At 62.3% G+C, this 17,462-nt stretch carries 10 protein-coding genes and 2 pseudogenes; 6 read left to right on the forward strand and 6 right to left on the reverse strand.

All coding sequences use genetic code 11. The annotated features are described in order from the left end of the window. Positions 1–47: 47 nt before the first annotated feature. Positions 48–428: pseudogene (locus ACLB1G_RS02315) on the reverse strand (FMN-dependent NADH-azoreductase); the annotation flags it as partial. Between ACLB1G_RS02315 and ACLB1G_RS02320 the strand changes: the two are divergent. The 3 genes from ACLB1G_RS02320 to ACLB1G_RS02330 all read left to right on the forward strand — a co-directional run bounded on the left by ACLB1G_RS02320 (position 428) and on the right by ACLB1G_RS02330 (position 2,839). Next, positions 428–829 carry a winged helix-turn-helix transcriptional regulator gene (locus tag ACLB1G_RS02320; RefSeq protein ID WP_491625554.1) on the forward strand — a complete coding sequence of 134 codons (402 nt, stop codon included), beginning with the start codon at positions 428–430 and terminating at the stop codon, positions 827–829. The pseudogene ACLB1G_RS02315 and the gene ACLB1G_RS02320 overlap by 1 nt on opposite strands. Positions 830–1,011: 182 nt before the next feature. Beyond that, entirely contained in the window at positions 1,012–2,496 is a 1,485-nt protein-coding gene (gene istA, locus ACLB1G_RS02325) for an IS21 family transposase (protein ID WP_491625555.1), read from the forward strand. Then, positions 2,489–2,839 carry an ATP-binding protein gene (locus ACLB1G_RS02330; protein ID WP_491625556.1) on the forward strand — a complete coding sequence of 117 codons (351 nt, stop codon included), beginning with the start codon at positions 2,489–2,491 and terminating at the stop codon, positions 2,837–2,839. The genes istA (ACLB1G_RS02325) and ACLB1G_RS02330 overlap by 8 nt, the downstream gene beginning before the upstream one ends. Positions 2,840–2,853: 14 nt before the next feature. Here ACLB1G_RS02330 and ACLB1G_RS02335 read toward each other — a convergent pair. The 3 genes from ACLB1G_RS02335 to ACLB1G_RS02345 all read right to left on the reverse strand — a co-directional run bounded on the left by ACLB1G_RS02335 (position 2,854) and on the right by ACLB1G_RS02345 (position 9,931). Next, positions 2,854–4,019 (reverse strand): IS3 family transposase gene (locus ACLB1G_RS02335; RefSeq protein WP_491625557.1). Its coding sequence is split into 2 segments (ribosomal slippage): positions 2,854–3,740 and positions 3,740–4,019, totalling 1,167 coding nucleotides; the frame shifts between segments, so codons are not numbered across the junction. A 58-nt stretch (positions 4,020–4,077) separates the two neighbouring features. Beyond that, positions 4,078–6,789 (reverse strand): hypothetical protein, encoded by a 2,712-nt coding sequence (locus ACLB1G_RS02340; RefSeq protein WP_491625558.1) that lies wholly within the window; start codon positions 6,787–6,789, stop codon positions 4,078–4,080. Further along, complete coding sequence (locus tag ACLB1G_RS02345) at positions 6,761–9,931, reverse strand: RHS repeat domain-containing protein (protein WP_491625559.1); 3,171 nt, start codon at positions 9,929–9,931, stop codon at positions 6,761–6,763. The genes ACLB1G_RS02340 and ACLB1G_RS02345 overlap by 29 nt, the downstream gene beginning before the upstream one ends. Before the next feature lie 188 nt (positions 9,932–10,119). Here ACLB1G_RS02345 and istA (ACLB1G_RS02350) point away from each other — a divergent pair. Both istA (ACLB1G_RS02350) and istB read left to right on the forward strand, forming a co-directional pair. Beyond that, positions 10,120–11,734: pseudogene (gene istA, locus ACLB1G_RS02350) on the forward strand (IS21 family transposase). Beyond that, entirely contained in the window at positions 11,731–12,513 is a 783-nt protein-coding gene (istB, locus tag ACLB1G_RS02355) for an IS21-like element helper ATPase IstB (RefSeq protein WP_491625560.1), read from the forward strand. Before istA (ACLB1G_RS02350) ends, istB begins: the two are co-directional and overlap by 4 nt. Before the next feature lie 560 nt (positions 12,514–13,073). Here the strand turns inward: istB and guaA are convergent. Both guaA and guaB read right to left on the reverse strand, forming a co-directional pair. Next, a complete protein-coding gene (gene guaA / locus ACLB1G_RS02360) occupies positions 13,074–14,684 on the reverse strand; it encodes a glutamine-hydrolyzing GMP synthase (protein ID WP_491625561.1) in 1,611 nt (536 codons plus the stop codon). A gap of 71 nt (positions 14,685–14,755) precedes the next feature. Continuing rightward, on the reverse strand, positions 14,756–16,219 hold the full coding sequence (gene guaB / locus ACLB1G_RS02365; RefSeq protein WP_491625562.1) for an IMP dehydrogenase: 1,464 nt from the start codon (positions 16,217–16,219) through the stop codon (positions 14,756–14,758). A 201-nt stretch (positions 16,220–16,420) separates the two neighbouring features. Between guaB and gntR the strand changes: the two genes are divergently transcribed. Next, positions 16,421–17,449: an HTH-type transcriptional regulator GntR gene (gntR, locus tag ACLB1G_RS02370; protein WP_491625563.1), complete on the forward strand. Its 1,029-nt coding sequence runs from the start codon at positions 16,421–16,423 to the stop codon at positions 17,447–17,449. The last annotated feature ends 13 nt before the right edge of the window (positions 17,450–17,462 follow it).

The raw sequence follows: 17,462 nt of genomic DNA on the forward strand, positions 1-17,462 counted from the left end.
TTCCTCCCGGACTCCGGACCCAGCGCCGAGGCACTTGATCATGATATTCAATGTCTTATCTCCGCTTTCGCCAACCAGGCTTTCACCGTCGCGTCCGCTTTAGCAATAGCGGCCTGGGCCGCGTCCGTGCCGAGCACGGTGCCTTCGATGCGCACCAGCTCGATATCCGTCAATCCGATGAATCCAAGCATGTGCAGAAGGTAGCTGGTCTGGAAATCGAAGGGCGCATAGGGTCCCTCCGAGAACACACCGCCAGCGGCGGTGACCAGATAGACCTTTTTGCCAGTTAGCAGTCCCTGGGGTGCGCCCGTGCCATAGCTGAAGGTGATGCCAGGCCACGTGACGTTGTCTATCCAGGCCTTGAGTTGCGAAGGCGGACCGAAATTCATCATTCCCGAGCCGAGCACGATCACGTCGGCTGCGCGCAGTGCCGAACGCCAATACGGGAGGCTGTCGCGCCACCCGCGAAATACTGGATCGCGTCGGCGACAAATGGAGCCTCTACATCATTGCCGCACTGTCGAATGGAACCCTGCGCTTCAACGAGTTGAAGCGCCGCGTAGACGGCATCTCGCAACGCATGCTGACGCTGACGCTGCGCGGAATGGAGCGCGACGGGCTAATTACCAGGACGATCTATCCAACCATCCCACCGCGCGTCGATTACGAACTCACTGAACTGGGACGGACGCTACTCGGGCCTGTGATGGCGCTTGTAAATTGGGCAAACGACAACCAACTGGCCATTACTGAAGCCCATCAACGCTTTGACCAGGCGGCCGAACGGGAGATGGCTCCTGCCCATGGGGTCATTCATCGAACGCGGTGATGGTAGCGGCCGCCAGCCGCACCGGCAGGTGGAGTGGATCGGCTCGCCATGACGCAGCAATGCCAGCTTGTCCAGCGACAATTAGAAATCCCGGTGACGACAATTAGATTTGCCGGTTGAGGAGCCGGTCCGGTGAGACGGTCCGGCTCTTGTCTATCATGCCCTCCAGAAAGGGGGGCGGCATGAAGAAGGACGGAGAAATCAAATTGTTATTGGAAGAACGTCGAAAAGGTGCGAGCCAGAAGCTGGCGGCGGCGCGCACCGGCATGAGTGAGCGGACGGTGCGCAAGTACGAACAATCCGGCAAGCTGCCCAGCCAGATCAAGGCACCGCGCACCCACCGCACCCGGAGCAATCCGTTTGAAGCCGACTGGCCCTGGGTGGAGGCGCAACTGCGGCGCGACCCGGCGCTGCAAACGAAGACCCTGTTCGCCCTGCTTTGCCAGGCCTATCCTGGACGCTATCAGGAAAGCCAATTGCGGACCCTGCAACGGCACGTCCAGGGCTGGCGGCTGCAGCACGGCGAGCACCGCGAAGTCATGTTTCAGCAAGAGCATGTTCCCGGACGCATGGCGCAATCCGACTTCACGGTCATGAACGCGCTGGGCGTGACCATCGGCGGCGCGCCATTCCCCCACCTCGTGTACCACCTGGTGCTGACCTACTCGAACGTGGAGGCGGTGCGCGTGTGCTTCTCGGAGAGCTTTGAGGCGCTGTCGGAAGGGCTGGAAGCGTGCCTGTGGCAGATCGGCGGCGTGCCGCTGATGCACCGCACCGATAACCTGTCGGCCGCCGTGCGTGACCTGGACCGCGACGGCCTGCATGACTTCACCGCCAACTACCAGGCGCTGATGCGGCACTACGGCATGCAGCCATCGGCCAACACCGCCGGCTGCGCGAATCAGAACGGGGATGTCGAGCAATCGCACTTCCGCTTCAAGACGGCGGTCGACCAGGCCCTGCGGGTGCGCGGCAGCCGCGATTTCACCGACCGCGGCGCCTACGAACGCTTCCTGCTCGATCTGGTGCGCAGCCGCAATTTGACGCGCGGCCAGCGCTTTGCAGCGGACCTGGCGGCACTGCGCCCCCTGCCGGCCGAGCCGCTGGACTTCGGGCGCGAATTGGTGGTGCGCGTCTCGCGTTTCAGCTTGATACGTGTGCTCAACAACCACTACTCGGTGCCGTCACGCCTGATCGGCGCCAAGCTCAAGGTGCGGGTGCGTTCCGAGGCCCAGGAGCTGTACCATGGCGCGGCCCATGTGCTGACGCTGCCGCGCATCGCCGGACGCAACCAGCGCCGTATCGACTACCGGCACCTGATCTGGTCGCTGGTGCGCAAGCCGGGCGCCTTCGCCAATTACTGCTACCGGGAAGAGCTGTTCCCGACCACCGCCTTCAGGCGCGCTTACGACGCCCTGCTGGCGGCGACACCGTCGCAGGCGGACCGCCACTATCTGCGCCTGCTGCACCTGGCCGCCAGCGGCTCCGAAGCCGATGTCGAGCGGGTGATCTCATCCCTGCTGGAGACGGGCATGACGCCCACCTTCGATGCGGTACGCGAACGGGTCGCCCAGGACCAATCCGAGCCGGCGCCGGCCTTGGAGAAAGTGGCCATCAATCTGGCCAGCTACGACCACCTGATCCCATCGAGGAGCCAACATGGCTAATGCCCGCGATGAACTGCAAACACTGCTGCGCTCACTGAATCTGCCGGCGACGGCCGAGGCCGCAGCAACCACCGCGCTGCGCGCCGCCAAGGAAGGATTGACGCACGAGGCCTACCTGCTGGAACTGGGCCGCATCGAGCTGGCGGCCAAGGCCGCGCGGCGCACCGAACGGCTGCGCAAGCAGTCCGGTCTGCTGCCAGGCAAAACGCTGCGCACCCTGAACCTGAGCTGCTTCGACGGCGCCACCCGGATGCAGATGGAGCGCCTGCAAGGCGGCGACTTCATCAAGGATGCAATCAACGTTATCGCGGTGGGACGGCCTGGTGAGGTGTACTGTCAATAATGGACACGTCCGTTTCAAGCAGCCAGCGCCTGTTTGCTGAACTTCTCTGCAAACGATGCTGGCGCTACGTAGCCAAGGCGTGAATGACGCCGCTGGCGGTTGTAGAAGATCTCGATGTACTCCCTGATTGCTGATTCTGCGTTGGCCCTTGTAGCGTATCTCTGATGATGAATCATCTCGTTCTTCAAGCTGCCCCAGAAGCTCTCCATCGGGGCATTGTCATAGCAGTTCCCCTTGCGTGACATCGATGCCCGCATGCCGAACTGCGCGACCAGCTTGCGGTAGTCGTCGGCGCAATATTGGCTGCCGCGATCCGAGTGCAGAATCAGACCTGGCGCCGGCCGCTTACTGCGCACCGCCCGCCACAGCGCCTGCGCCGTCAACTCCTGCGTCATTCGCGCACCCAGGGCATAGCCCACCATTTCGCACGTGAAGACGTCCTTGATGCCAGCCAGGTAAAGCCATCCTTCATCGGTCGGGACATAGGTGATATCGCTGACCCAGGCTTCGTTTGGCCGCGTCGGTGCAAAGCGTTGCTCCAGCAGGTTCGGCGCCACTGGGAACGCGTGATTCGAATTCGTCGTGGCCTTGAACTTCCGCTTTTGCTTGCACCGCAGGTCAAGCTCTCGCCGCAGCCTCACGATCCTGTCACGGCCAGCATTGAATCCCTGCGAGACCAACTCCGGCTGCAAACGCAAGGGACCATATGTCTCGCGCGTCTGCACGTGCGCGGCCCTAATCGCGACCTTCAATCGTTCATCATCTTGCGCACGCTGCGACGGCTTGCGTTCCAGTGCTGCGTAGAAGCCGCTGCGCGACACTTCAAAGACGCGGCACAACAAGCCAAGAGGATAGTCGAGTCGCACCGATTTCATGAACGCGTACCGGGCAGCGACTCCCTCGCGAAGTACGCGGTGGCCTTTTTTAGCACATCCTTTTCCATCCGTTCGACGGCCAGCTCTTTGCGCAGCCTGGCCACCTCAGCTTCCAGTTCCGACACGCTACGGCTCCCCGGCGGCGCTGCCGGATCGGTGCTGCGCTTGGCCGCACTTACCCAGTTAGCCAGTGTCCCTTTTGGAATGGCGATTCGTTTTGCAGCTTCCTCCAGCGAAAGCCCTTGCGCCAGCACCAGCTTGACTGCCTCTGCCCGGAATTCCGGCGTGTATGTTGTTGATCTCATGATTTCACTCCCTTTGACAAGTTTATCAAATGGAAGTGTCCGAAAAAGTCAGGTTACCTCACTGGGCGTAATCAAAGGCGAATTCACCTGCCTTGGGCGCAAGCCATTTTAATGTGCTTACACTACCGTCATATGCCAAGCTGCCCGCCGCACCGACGACCTTGCCAGCACCAAAGGTTGCCACGCTCTCCAATCCGAACTTGTACAGCGAGCCAGCTTGCTGTCCGTAGGACATCTGGGAGAAGTTTTGCATTCCTTTGATTACGACCGAAGGCAAATGATCCCACGTCTGTTGTAAGCCATTTAGGGCCGCAGCCCGTGCTTGGCCATCCGTAATCAGGGAGGCTACACCACGGCCGGCGGCTTCCAAATTATGGGCGGCATCGCTCGTCACGCCCGCGACATGCCAGAATGCTGCGCTGACAGGGTTCGACGCTGAGGCCTCTTGCGCGTTGTAGAAGCGCTGATTGAAGTTGCGCGATTGCTCCGTTGCATTCAATGGGAACGAATCACTCCCCGGGAACATATCGGCAACCTTCTGCTCGGCAGACCACCGCTGGTCTTGCACCTGAACCTGCTGGACATACCTCGGGTTAGCTGCCTGCCAAGCGGCGACACTCTCATTCCATGAGCTGCCGACTTGGTTGAGAGCGAAATCGCCGCTAAAGGCGCTAAGCATGCCGAGATAGTCTTTCTCGCCATTCAGAACTTGCTTCCGGCTCATCCCGCCGTAGCTTGCGCGCTCGGCCTGCGCTTTCGACAAGGGCGCGCCAGTCGAACCTTGCCCATACTCGGAACCTATACCGGCTAAGCTGCCGCCCAATTCGTTACCCAACGCATTGCCAAACGCATCTGTAGCTACTTGTGTCACATTGATTTTACCACCACGCATTACCGCAGTCGTCATGCCTGCCGCGAAACCGCTCGCGCCGGCGGCCAAGGTCGGATTGGTAATCACCTTGGACACATCGCTCTGGGTTGATGCGCCTACGTAGGCGCCCGCTGCGGAGGCTGCCACGTTCTTCCAGCTGAAGCCGTTCTGCTGGCTGCTCACGATAGTCACCGCCTGGTAAGCCGCGTTCGACAGCGCCGCGCGCGCAACCGCACCGGCTGGGCTACTCGCATTGAATATTGTCGGTAGCACGCTATTTTCAGCGCTCGCCAATACGCCCACTCCGGTGCTGATGCCATTGCTCACCGCCGACAGCGCCACTCCTTTCCAGTCGATGCTGTCCTGTACGCCGAGGACGACCCCCACTGCCTGCCCCGCCATCGAGCCCGCCGCCCCCATCAATGCACCTTGCAAGACGGAGGTTGGCACACCGGTCGACATGGTCACGGCCACCGACACGGCCACCATGATCAGCTTGCCCACATTGCCGCAGCCGCCGCCCTGCCCTTGCAGCGCGGCCACCCTCGGTGTGGTGTCGCCGATGATCTTGGCCGGGTCATAGGCTTCGAATGTCTGGTAGTCGGCGTGGACAGCCGACACCCGTACCGGGATGTTCAGCTTGGTGTTGACCGGCACCTGCCCCGTATCCACGCCCGGGTTGGCGTTGGCGATCAGCCACCACAGCGTGCGGTCGCCCCACACCGCGTTGGCCACGTCCTGCATGCTTTGCAACGCCGGCACCGTGTACACCGACGGCGACGCCGCGCTCGATCCGCTCGTGATCGAGCTGACCCGCTGCGTGAACAATTCCGAGGTCTCGTCGCTGCCGCCCAGCAGCTGGCCGTTGGCCAGAACCATGTGGGTGATGCGGCCGCCCTTGTCCTGTTGCAGGATCTGGCCGTTGGCGTCGTTCATCAGCTTGATCGTGCTGGTCTCGTTCTTGTTGTTCTTCATGGTCACTAGCACCAGCCGGCCGTAAGCGTACTCCTTGGCCGTCTCGGCGCCGTCGTTCAGCACCTGCCGCACCTCCACCCAGCTGTCGAAGCTGGCCTTGTACTCGCTGGTGTAGGTCGTGACCTTGGTTCCTTCGGTCACCACGTACTGGACCAGGTTGCCCAGTCCATCGTAGTTGGTGTAATCGATGCGCGTCGCCGGCACCCCGCTGACGCTGTTCTGCCACACCGACTGGTGTTCCAGGCGCCCGGCCGCATCGTAGCTGCTGGCGCGGTAGTCGGCACCGTCTCGCGAGACTACTACGTGGCTGTACTGGTCATAGTAGCGGTAGCCCGTTTGTATCCCGTTCTTGTTCCATATCTCCGCCAGCCTGCCCAGACTATCGTATTTGTACGTTTCGTTGAGCGTCTCCGTCTCACCGTGTGTCTCGATGTCCGAAGTACGGTTTCCCATCTTGTCGTAGGTCAGCTCGTGCGACACGGTGATCGACGGAATACGCGGGTCTTCGTACTCGTAGGTCACACCATCCTTATTGACCTGGTTGCCCCTTGCCACCGGCGTCCACTCTCGCAAGGACGTGCTCTTGATCAAGCGGTTCATGGTGTCGAAGTGGTTCGTCACCGTGGTGGCGCGATCGGTGCGGTCCGGGGTGTTGTAGTCCGTCGTTTCCACCAGCCGGTTGCCATTGCCATCGTACTCATATTTGATCACATAAAACGCGGGCAGCTGGCCGCTCGGCCCCAGCAGCCCGGTCGCCACCGTCTTGAGGCGATTCTGGCAATCGTACTCATTGGTCTGGCTCTGGAGGATCAACTGTGTATCCTTGCCCACCTCACGTTCGGTGGTCTCGCGGGTGCGGTTACCCACCAGGTCGTAGCCATACGTCGTCGTCTGCTTAAGCGTGGCGTCGTAGATGGTTGCCACCGCGCCCTTGTGCTGCAGGTCGTAGCTGTATTGCTGCAGCAGCGCCTCGCCCAGCTTGGCCGTGGCCAGCTGGCCGTGGTTGGTGTAGGTGTAAGGTGATCGGGTGCTGGTCCAGCGTCATGTGCGTGACCAGTTGGCCGCGGGTGTTGTAGCTCCAGCGCTGGCTGCCGCCTTTGGCGTCCAGGCGCTCAAGCTCGTGCCCAGCCACGTCAAAGCGGCTGATCGTTTCCTTGCCGGCCTGGTCGCGGCTGGCGATCACGTGTCCGGCAGCGTCGTAGCGCATGGCCGCCGTCACCGTCACGCTGTTGCTGTCGCTGGTGCGCACGCCCAGGCTGGTGCGCCGGCCCAGTTCGTCGTATGTGTAGACGTTGACGATGGCCGCGTCGCGGCCCACGTCCAACGTCACCTGTTTGCCGGCATAGGTGCTGGTGTATACCTTCACGTTGCCGGTGGTGGCGGTCAGCACGTGGCCCAGGCGGTCGTATTCGTAGCTGGTCTTCACGCCGGGCCCGGTATCGCTGGCCGTCATCGACTGCCACACCGATTTCACTTGGCCCAGGGCATCCACTTCGCTGATCACCAGGCCACCGTCGGCATGCACCTCCTTGACCACGTGGCCGTTGGCGTCGTAGACAGTTTTGCTGGTATTGCCGTTGGCGTCGGTGCTGCTCACCAAGCGGCCGAGCTGGTCGTAGCCTTGTTTGATCTGGTAGTTGGCGGTGGTATCGACGCCACCAGCCAGCCTACCGCCTACCGGTAACGTCTTGCTGGTTACCTGATTGTTGGCGTCGTAGGTGTAGGTGGTCTTCAGGTCCGGGTAGCGCACGTCCACTACGGACAGCACGTTGCCCCAACGGTCCACGTCATACTTCGGCGTGGTCAATGTGCTGGTTATCGTGCTGATATTGACGGCAGGTCCCATATAGCGGTAATCAGGACTAGTAGCAAGCAATTCTGCGACCACTGGTTTGGCGACGCCCAGCGAGACCGCGTATGCGCGGCGTTCGGTGGCGATCTGCGCCAATGCCGTATTTACCTTGGCATTCAACAACAGCTTGCTCATCTGCATGCCCAAGTCGTTGCCGTTATAGCCGGCCACATCATCGCAAATGTTGAGGATGACTTCGCCAACACTTGAGTAATGAAGTTGAGCAGCGTACTTGGCAATCTCATCTGCAGTCGCCGCACGCCCCAGTCCAACGCTAAAAACACGCTGCACAAATCCAGACTGGTCGCCATCCAAGCTCCCTATCCGCTGGTACGCCTCCATGGAATTCAGGAGGTTGTACGCCAGATCGGATGCAGGCATGTTCCATTTCTTGATGGTTTCAGTCCAGTAGGACAAACCGCTTGCATCCGGAGCTCGTCCCAGCAATACGGTGTAGAGCTGGGTAAGCCGCTTCACCGTTTTAGCATCCTGGTTGCTGCCCAAGGTTGCGGCGGCGTCGCTGTCAGCCGCCAGCTCGGCATTGCGCAACGCCAAAGCATTAGCCGCCAGATAGCTGTCCGCGGAGGGCTGCCCGGTTCCGGTATTAAGCTGGGCCGCCAATTGCGTCAGGGCTGCAACCACCTTGAGGTCGTAGGTGCTGGTATCCCGGCCCGCAACGTCAGCGATGCTCTGGACCATGCGGAACGCCACATCGCCGCGCGTTAGCGTGGCCAGTTGTTTAACCATTTCACCCAAGGCCTGAAGGTCAAGTAACTCATGCCCTGTGATATTAAGGTACACCTGTTTGACAAAGGCTTCGTTGGTAAGACTACCGGGATAGGCGCCCGGATTGCTGGACCTGATGCTGGTAGCCAGCTCGTCATAGCCAAACTTGGTGGATAACAGTTCCAGCGCTGCTTTTTGTTCGGCCGCCGTCGGACCGCGACCCAGCATGGCCACATAGACCTGTGCAATCCGGATATCGCGTCCCTGTGCCGGCGTGGCGCTGGTGATCGCAGCGATGCGGTCGCTGAACGCCTTCTGTGCATTCTGCACCAGGGTCAGATCTCCTTGCAGGGTGACGTCCAGGTCAAGCTGCTGCTTCAGCAGGTTTTCCTGAGTAACGGCAGTCGCGAGGGCGGAGCTGGTGGCCAGCAAGCTGCTCAGACCCAGCAGGTTCTTGACCTCGTTGACGGCCTTGGTCGAGTCCGCAGACGTGGTGAGTTGCGCCACCTTGGCGCTGTCGAAGGTGATCACCAGGTTGTCGGCCACCACGGCGGCGTTCAAGCTTGCCGTACGCAGGGAGGCCGTCGTCGAGGCCTTTTCCGTTTCGGCTTGCTTGAAGGCACTTTCCTTTTCCTTGAGCGTGGCGGCGAGACGCTCGCCTACGCTAGTCCGCAGTTTGCTGTAGGGATCGGTGATTTCCAGGGCGTCGTGTACTACATCGCCCCAAGCGTTTTTGAGATCGGTACCGAATTTGGATCGTACAATCTTGTCGTCCCGGGTGGTGCCGTCCAGTTCGTTCGCCGAGCCCAGCACAAACTGGTAGGCCGCCTCACCCACACTGGTATAGCTGCGCATGGATGTCATCCACCACGCTTTACCGGCCAGTTCGGGTGACCGCCCCAATACTGTATTGTATAGGAAATCTATCAGCGTAGCCGTATCACTCAGGCTTGAACCGGACGGCAGCAGCTCGGCGGCGATTTGCGCCATCGTGAAGTTATTGGTCAGATAGCGCACCATCTCGCTTACGGCCGGAGGATGTCCGAGCGCGACCATCATTCGCGTGATGTCCGCCTTGCGGGTGACGGAGGCTTGCTGTACCAGCACTCCCTGGCTGTATTGCGAGAGGGCGCTCGAATACAACGCATCACTCTCAATGGTGAGCCCTTGAGCGTCATTCCAAGTGGTCAACGCCGCTGCGGACAGCAGCTCCGCTACGTCCAGCTCACCCTTTGTGGTGGTGACATTGGCGGCTGCGGCGTCCCGGGCTCTTTCTTTTGCAATCTTATCGTCGTAAAACGGTCTCCAGGCCGAGTATGCGAGGCCGTAGTCCGTGCCCGCCGCAGTCGAGCGGGAGTCTATAGCCGCTACCGCGTCGGCGTAGCTGTTGATAGCAGCCTGTACCGTAGCGCGGTTAGCGGCACGGGCATTGACGTATTGATCCTGGGCGAGTTCGGTAGCTGCACCGTTATAGAAACTCTGTGCCACACCGACACAATCCGGCAGCCTCGGAATAACATCCCCCCGTTGGCCAGGCAAAATCCCCCCCCCTGGCCGGGTCAAAATCCCCCACCTCCTGACCGTTTAGTGCTGCCGTAGGCAGCCGGTCACCGGAGAGCAATCCCGCTGGCAGGACGTAACCTTACCCCTTCGACCATCGAAGGGGAGCATGGAGGGTGAACGTCTTGAAACCAAACAAACGCACCACAGTCGCCACTCTGCTGGCGAACGGCACCAGCCAGCGCGAGATAGCGCGGCTCACCGGGGTGGACCGCAAAACCATCCGCCGCCTTGCACAGGGCATGACCGGGCCGGAACCAAATTCCCCCACCCTGGCCACCGGGGCGGCGCCGTCAAATTCCTCCACCCCAGCCGCCGGCTCCCAGGTTGAAATTCCCCCGCCCCGGCCACCGGCAATCGACAGCGGCCCGCAATCGCTGTGCGAACCGCACCGCGCCTTCATCGACGCCCAGCTACGCCTGCGCCGCAACTACACGTCGATCTACCAGGACCTGGTCGACCAGTTCGGCTTCACCGGCCGCTACAACAGCGTCAAGCGCTTCGCCGGCCGGCTGGTGCGGCGCGAGCCGGAGCAGTTCGACCGGCTTGAATTCGCCGCTGGCGAGGAGGCGCAAGTCGACTATGGCGAGGCGGCGCTGACGCGCATCCCCGGCAGCGACCGATATCGGCGGCCACGCTTGTTCGTGATGACGTTGCGCTACTCGCGCCGCTGCTTCCGGCGCGTGGTGTGGAACTCGTCGAAGGAAACCTGGGCCCAGCTGCACGAGCAGGCCTTCCGGTATTTCGGCGGCACGACGGCTTATGTTGTGCTCGACAATCTTAAGGAGGGCGTCATCAAGCCCGACCTGTACGAACCAGAGCTGAACCCCGTCTACAGGGACGTGCTGGCCTATTACGGTGTCGTCGCCGACCCTGCAAGGGTGCGCGATCCGAACCGCAAGGGCACTGTGGAGAACGCGATCCAGCACACCCAGAGCACCGCGCTCAAGGGGCGCCGCTTCGAGACCATCGACGAGCAGAACGCCTTCCTCGAACAGTGGGAAACCAAATGGGCGGCACCGCGCATCCACGGCTCTACCCGCCGCTAGGTCGAGGCCATGTTCCAGGAAGAGCGCGCCCACCTCGGCGCGCTGCCGCTGCAGGGTTTCGCCTACTACACCGAGTGCGAGCGTACCGTCGCCGACGACACCTGCATCCGCATCGAGCACAGCAGCTATTGCGGCGCGACCGGCCAAGATCGGCAGCCGGGTGCTGGTGCGCCTGTTCGAGCGCCACGTCGAGATCCGTGATCGCGTTACGCTGGCCCTGTTGCGCGCCCATCCGCGTGCTCAGCGTCCCGGCAGCGTGCTATTGCCCGACGACGAGCGGCCCTTCAACCCATCGCGCGAGACGCGCCGCATCCTGGCCCAGGCCGGCGACATCGGCGAGGCCACGCTGCGCCTGTGCCAGCAGTGGTTCGAGCATGAGGGCCGGGTCGGTCAGCGCAAGCTGCGCGGCGTGGTGGGGCTGGCCAAGCGCTACCCACGGCGCCTGATCGACCAAGCCTGCGCCCAGGCGTTGCAGGAGAACGTGCGGACCTACCAGTCGATCAAGAACTTGACGGAACGCCTGCTGGCGCAGGCGATGGCCGAGATCGACGCGCCACGCCAGGCCGAACTGGACCTGGAGCAGCACCATCCACTGATACGCGACGGCGAAGACTACGCCGACCTGTTCACGCACGCGGCCAACGCCAGCGCCGCCATGACACCGACCAAGGAAAAACCATGACCATGACTATGAACGAGATCGAACGCGCCTTGCGCGAGCTGCGCCTGTCCGGCATCCGCGCCACCCTCGACACCCGTGTGCTGCAGGCCCAAGCCAACCAGGAACCCTTCCTCGACACCTTCGCGCTGATCCTGCAGGATGAACTGGACCGGCGCCGCTCGCGCCTGATGGAGCGGCGCTACCAGCAAAGCGGCCTTGATGAACGCATGTCGCTGGCCGACTTCGACTGGCGTTTCAATCCCAAGCTGCCGAGGGCGGCGTGCTTTGAGTTGCACACCCTTAAGTTCATCGCCGAGGGACAGAACGCGCTGATCATCGGCAGGCCGGGTACGGGCAAGAGCCACATCGCCAAGGCGGTGGCTTACCAGGCCACGCTGCAGGGCCACAAGGTGCGCTATCTGGAGGCCGACGGGGCCTTCGCGGCGTACGCGCTCGGTGGCGACACCGAGCAGCGGCAGCAGCTGCGCATGCTGGTCGATGCCGACCTGCTAATCCTCGACGATCTGTTTCTGGCGCGCCGCATCAGCGACAAGGCAGGCGAACTGCTGCAGACGCTCGTACATCAGCGCTACAAGCTCAAGCGCAGCATCGTGGTGACCTCGAACCGGGTCGTGCAGGACTGGGGCAAGTACCTCGGCGACAACACCATGGCGACCACCATCCTGGACCGGCTCATGCACCGGGCTCACATCCTCGAGTTCGAGGGGAAAAGCTACCGGCTGAAGGAGGCCGCGTCACGGCTCACGCGCTTGACGTCCGCCGACGTCAAGCCGGACTGACAAGGCCAACGGCGGGAACATGGACTACAATCCGGAGTGTCCTGCCTGGGGGATTTTGACCTGGCCAAGGGTGGAGGAATTTAACCTGGCCAACGGGGACCACTTTATACGCTTTCTCTCTTGCCTTCAGGTTCCGTAACTTAGTCTCGCTCAACATACCGCCCTCCAGGTGTCAATGATGGTATCGGGCCTCGGATACCATCAGATGTCCGAAAATCGCGTATATTCAATGGGTTAACGGCAGGCTCTTCTGCAAATTGGTCTGCGGTATACCATCAAGGCCCCGGTGCTTCGTCAGCATGGAATTCACTTAAAGAATCAAACACTTACGGGAACGTATACCATCAAATGCCGCAACATTCTTCGATCATAAACAAGCTTTAGACAAATCCCTCCAGCAAGGGTTCAAATCCGGTCCATCAGAAATACCATCGACAGGGCTTGCTTGCGCTTGCCAGGGATTGCCGGCTTCGCCAGCTCGGAATAAAAAAAAGCCCCTGAAATCAGGGGCTTGTCCTGGTTGAGCTGCCTGCTGTCGCCAGCGCTCGCCTAACGGGAAATCATTCCCACTCAATGGTCGCCGGCGGCTTGCCGCTGATGTCGTACACTACACGGTTCAAACCGCGCACCTCATTGATGATGCGGTTGGACACCTTGCCCAGCAGCGAGTGCGGCAAATGCGCCCAGTGCGCCGTCATGAAGTCCTGGGTCTGCACCGCGCGCAGCGCCACCACATAGTCGTAGGTGCGGCCGTCGCCCATCACGCCCACCGATTTCACCGGCAGGAACACGGCAAACGCCTGCGAAGTGGCTTCGTACCAGTTCTTCGGCACGCTGTCCTGGTCGAAGCCCGGCACCACGGTGGCCTCGTACGGCGTGTTGCGCAGTTCTTCGATGAAGATGGCGTCGGCCTGGCGCAGCAGGTCGGCGTATTCCTTCTTCACTTCGCCCAGGATGCGCACGCCCAGGCCCGGACCGGGGAAGGGATGGCGGTACACCATGTCGTGCGGCAGGCCCAGCGCCACGCCCAGCTTGCGCACTTCATCCTTGAACAGTTCGCGCAGCGGTTCCAGCAGCTGCAGCTTCATGTGCTCGGGCAGGCCGCCCACGTTATGGTGGCTCTTGATGGTCTGGCCCTTCTTGCCCTTGCCGGCCGATTCAATCACGTCCGGGTAGATGGTGCCCTGGGCCAGCCACTTGGCGTTGACCAGCTTGGCCGATTCGGCGTTGAACACTTCCACGAACTCGCGGCCGATGATCTTGCGCTTCTGCTCCGGATCGGTAACGCCGGCCAGCTGGCCCATGAACTGCTCGGTGGCGTCCACGCGGATCACCTTGACACCCAGGTTCTTGGCGAACATGTCCATCACCATCTGGCCTTCGTTCAGGCGCAGCAGGCCGTGGTCAACAAACACGCAGGTCAGCTGGTCGCCGATGGCGCGGTGTATCAGGGCCGCCGCCACCGAGGAATCGACGCCGCCGGACAAGCCCAGGATGACCTCGTCCTTGCCGACCTGGGCGCGGATTTTCTCGACTGCCTCGCTGATGTAGTCGGGCATGTTCCAGTCGGCCTTGATGCCGCAGATCTCGTGCACGAAGCGGCCCAGCATGGCCTTGCCCTGCACCGTGTGGGTCACTTCCGGGTGCCACTGCACGCCATAGTAGCGGCGCTCCTCGTCGGCCATGGCGGCGATCGGGCAGCTCGGGGTGTTCCCCATCAGGACGAAGCCGGGCGGCATTTCCAGCACCTTGTCGCCGTGGCTCATCCACACTTTCAGCATGCCGTGGCCTTCGTCGGTGACGAAGTCGTTGATGCCGTCCAGCAGCTTGGTGTGGCTGCGGGCGCGCACCTCGGCGTAGCCGAATTCGCGCACCAGGCCGTTCTCGACCTTGCCGCCCAGCTGGGCCGCCATGGTCTGCATGCCGTAGCAGATGCCCAGCACCGGCACGCCCAATTCGAACACGGCCTGCGGCGCGCGCGGGGCGTCGCCTTCCAGCGTGGAGCTGTGGCTGCCCGACAGGATGACGCCGGAGGCGCCATAGTTGCGCACGAACTCGTCGCTGACGTCATACGGATAGACTTCCGAGAACACGCCGGAATCGCGCACGCGGCGCGCGATCAGCTGGGTCACCTGGGAGCCGAAGTCGAGAATGAGGATTTTGGAATGCATGGGGAGGACTGAAGAGGTCTAGGAATCGGGATGAAAAAACGCCGGCCACGAGCGGCCGGCGTTGCAAGGACTTAGTCGCCGGAACGGTAGTTCGGCGCTTCCTTGGTGATCTGCACATCGTGCACGTGCGATTCGCGCATGCCGGCCGAGGTGATCTCGACGAACTCGGCCTTTTCGCGCAGCTCGTCGATGGTGGCGCAGCCGCAGTAGCCCATGGACTGGCGCACGCCGCCCACCAGCTGGAAGATGATGGCCAGCACGCTGCCCTTGTAGGCGACGCGGCCTTCGATACCTTCCGGCACGAACTTGTCGGCCTTCATGGCGGCGTCCTGGAAGTAGCGGTCGGCCGAGCCGTCCGACATGGCGCCCAGCGAGCCCATGCCGCGATACGATTTGTAGGAACGGCCCTGGTATAGTATCACTTCGCCCGGCGCTTCCTCGGTGCCGGCAAACATGGAGCCCATCATGACAGTGGAGGCGCCGGCAGCCAGCGCTTTCGAGATGTCGCCCGAATAGCGGATGCCGCCGTCGGCGATGCAGGGCACGCCGGTGCCGGCCAGCGCTTCGGCCACGTTGGAGATGGCGGTGATCTGCGGCACGCCCACGCCGGCCACGATGCGGGTGGTGCAGATGGAACCGGGGCCGATGCCGACCTTGACCGCGTCCGCGCCGTACTCCACCAGCGCCTTGGCGGCCGCCGCGGTGGCGATATTGCCGCCAATGACGTCCACATGCGGGAAGCGGGTCTTGATCCACTTCACGCGGTCCAGGATGCCTTGCGAGTGGCCGTGGGCGGTGTCCACCACCAGCACGTCCACGCCGGCCGCCACCAGCAGCTCGATGCGCTCTTCATCCTTGGCGCCGACGCCGACGGCGGCGCCCACCAGCAGCTTGCCGTGCTGGTCCTTGGACGCGTTCGGGTGTTCAGTGGATTTCTGGATATCCTTGACAGTGATCAGGCCGCGCAGTTCGAAGGCGTCGTTGACCACCAGCACGCGCTCCAGGCGGTGCTTGTTCATCAGGCGCTTGGCCTCAGCCGTGTCGGCGCCTTCCTTGACGTACACCAGCTTGTCGCGCGGGGTCATCTTGGCGCGCACTTCGGCGTCCAGTTCCTGTTCGAAACGCAGGTCGCGGTTGGTAATGATGCCCACCACTTCCTTGCCTTGCACCACAGGGAAGCCGGAAATGCCATACTGCTCGGTCAGCTTGATGACGTCGCGGATTTTCATGTCCGGCGGAATGGTAATCGGGTCGCGCAGCACGCCGGCCTCGAAACGCTTGACGCGCGCCACTTCACGCGCCTGGTCCTTCGGCGCCAGGTTCTTGTGGATGATGCCGATGCCGCCTTCCTGCGCCATGGCGATGGCCAGGCGGGCCTCGGTGACCGTGTCCATGGCCGCCGACAGCAGCGGAATGTTCAGCGAGATATTGCGGGTCAGGCGGGTCTTGAGGGACGTATCGGCAGGCAGGACGTTCGAATACGCGGGGACGAGGAGCACATCATCGAAAGTGAGTGCTTTTTGGAGTAGACGCATAGCATTTCCTATAGGCGCAAAAGCAGATTATACAGAGAAATCGGCATTCTGTCCGGACTTCCGCCCGGGGCTAGCCCCTTGTCCGGCATGCCGCAGCCAGCAAACACTTGCAAATTGCAAATAATGTTCCCTCAACGTAGCCGTTGGCGCGCCGCTACCGTATGATATCGCTATCAATCACCACCCTGAGCGATATCACGGATGAGCAAGACGACAGGCGGTAAAAGCCGCGCCAGCGGGCGCATCACCCTGGCCGCGGTGGCCGCACGGGCCGGCGTGGCCACCATGACGGCCTCGCGCGCCATCACCTCGCCAGAGATGGTGTCGCAGGTTCTGCGCGACCGGGTCGAGAAAGCCGTGGCCGAACTGGGCTATGTGCCCAACCGCGCCGCCCGCGCCCTGGCCTCGTCCCAGTCCAAGATGATTGCCGTGCTGGTGCCCTCGCTGTCCAACGCCGTGTTTACCGAGGTGCTGGCCGGCATCCAGGATGCGCTGGACCAGGACGATTACCAGATCCTGATCGGCAACACCCGCTATTCGGACGCCGAGGAGGAAAAGCTGCTCGGCATTTACCTGCAATCGAACCCGGACGGCATCCTGCTGTCCGGCCTCAGCCACAGCGAGCGGGTCCGTAACATGCTGACCAGTTCGCGCGTGCCCATCGTCTCCATGATGGACATGTCAACCGACCCGGCCCAGCTGACCGTGGGCTTTTCGCAATTCCAGGCCGGCCACGCCATGGCCAATTACCTGATCAAGAAAGGCCACACCCGCATCGGCTTCATCGGCGCCCAGCTCGACGAGCGCACCCTGCGCCGCGCCGAGGGCTACCGCAAGGCCATGCAGGACGCCGGCCTGGCCGATCCCGGCCTGGAAGTGATGGTGCCGGACCCGTCCACCATCGCCCTGGGCGCCGAACTGCTGGGACGCATGCTGGCCAAGGCGCCGGACGTGACCGCCATCTTCTGCTGCAACGACGACCTGGCGCACGGCGCCATCTACCAGTGCCAGCGGCGCGGCATCCAGGTGCCGCGTGAGCTGGCCATCTGCGGCTTCAACGACCTGCCGGCCTCGGCCTGGATGAATCCCTCCGTGACCACCATCGGCACGCCGCGCTACCGCATCGGCTACGAGGCCGCCAGCCTGCTGCGCGCCGTGATCAAGGGCGAGACCCCGCAGGCCACCAGCATCGACCTGGGCTTCACGCTGATGGCACGCGAAAGCGCGTGACCGTGCCGGCCGG

The sequence above is a fragment of the Duganella kummerowiae genome (genome assembly GCF_053572355.1).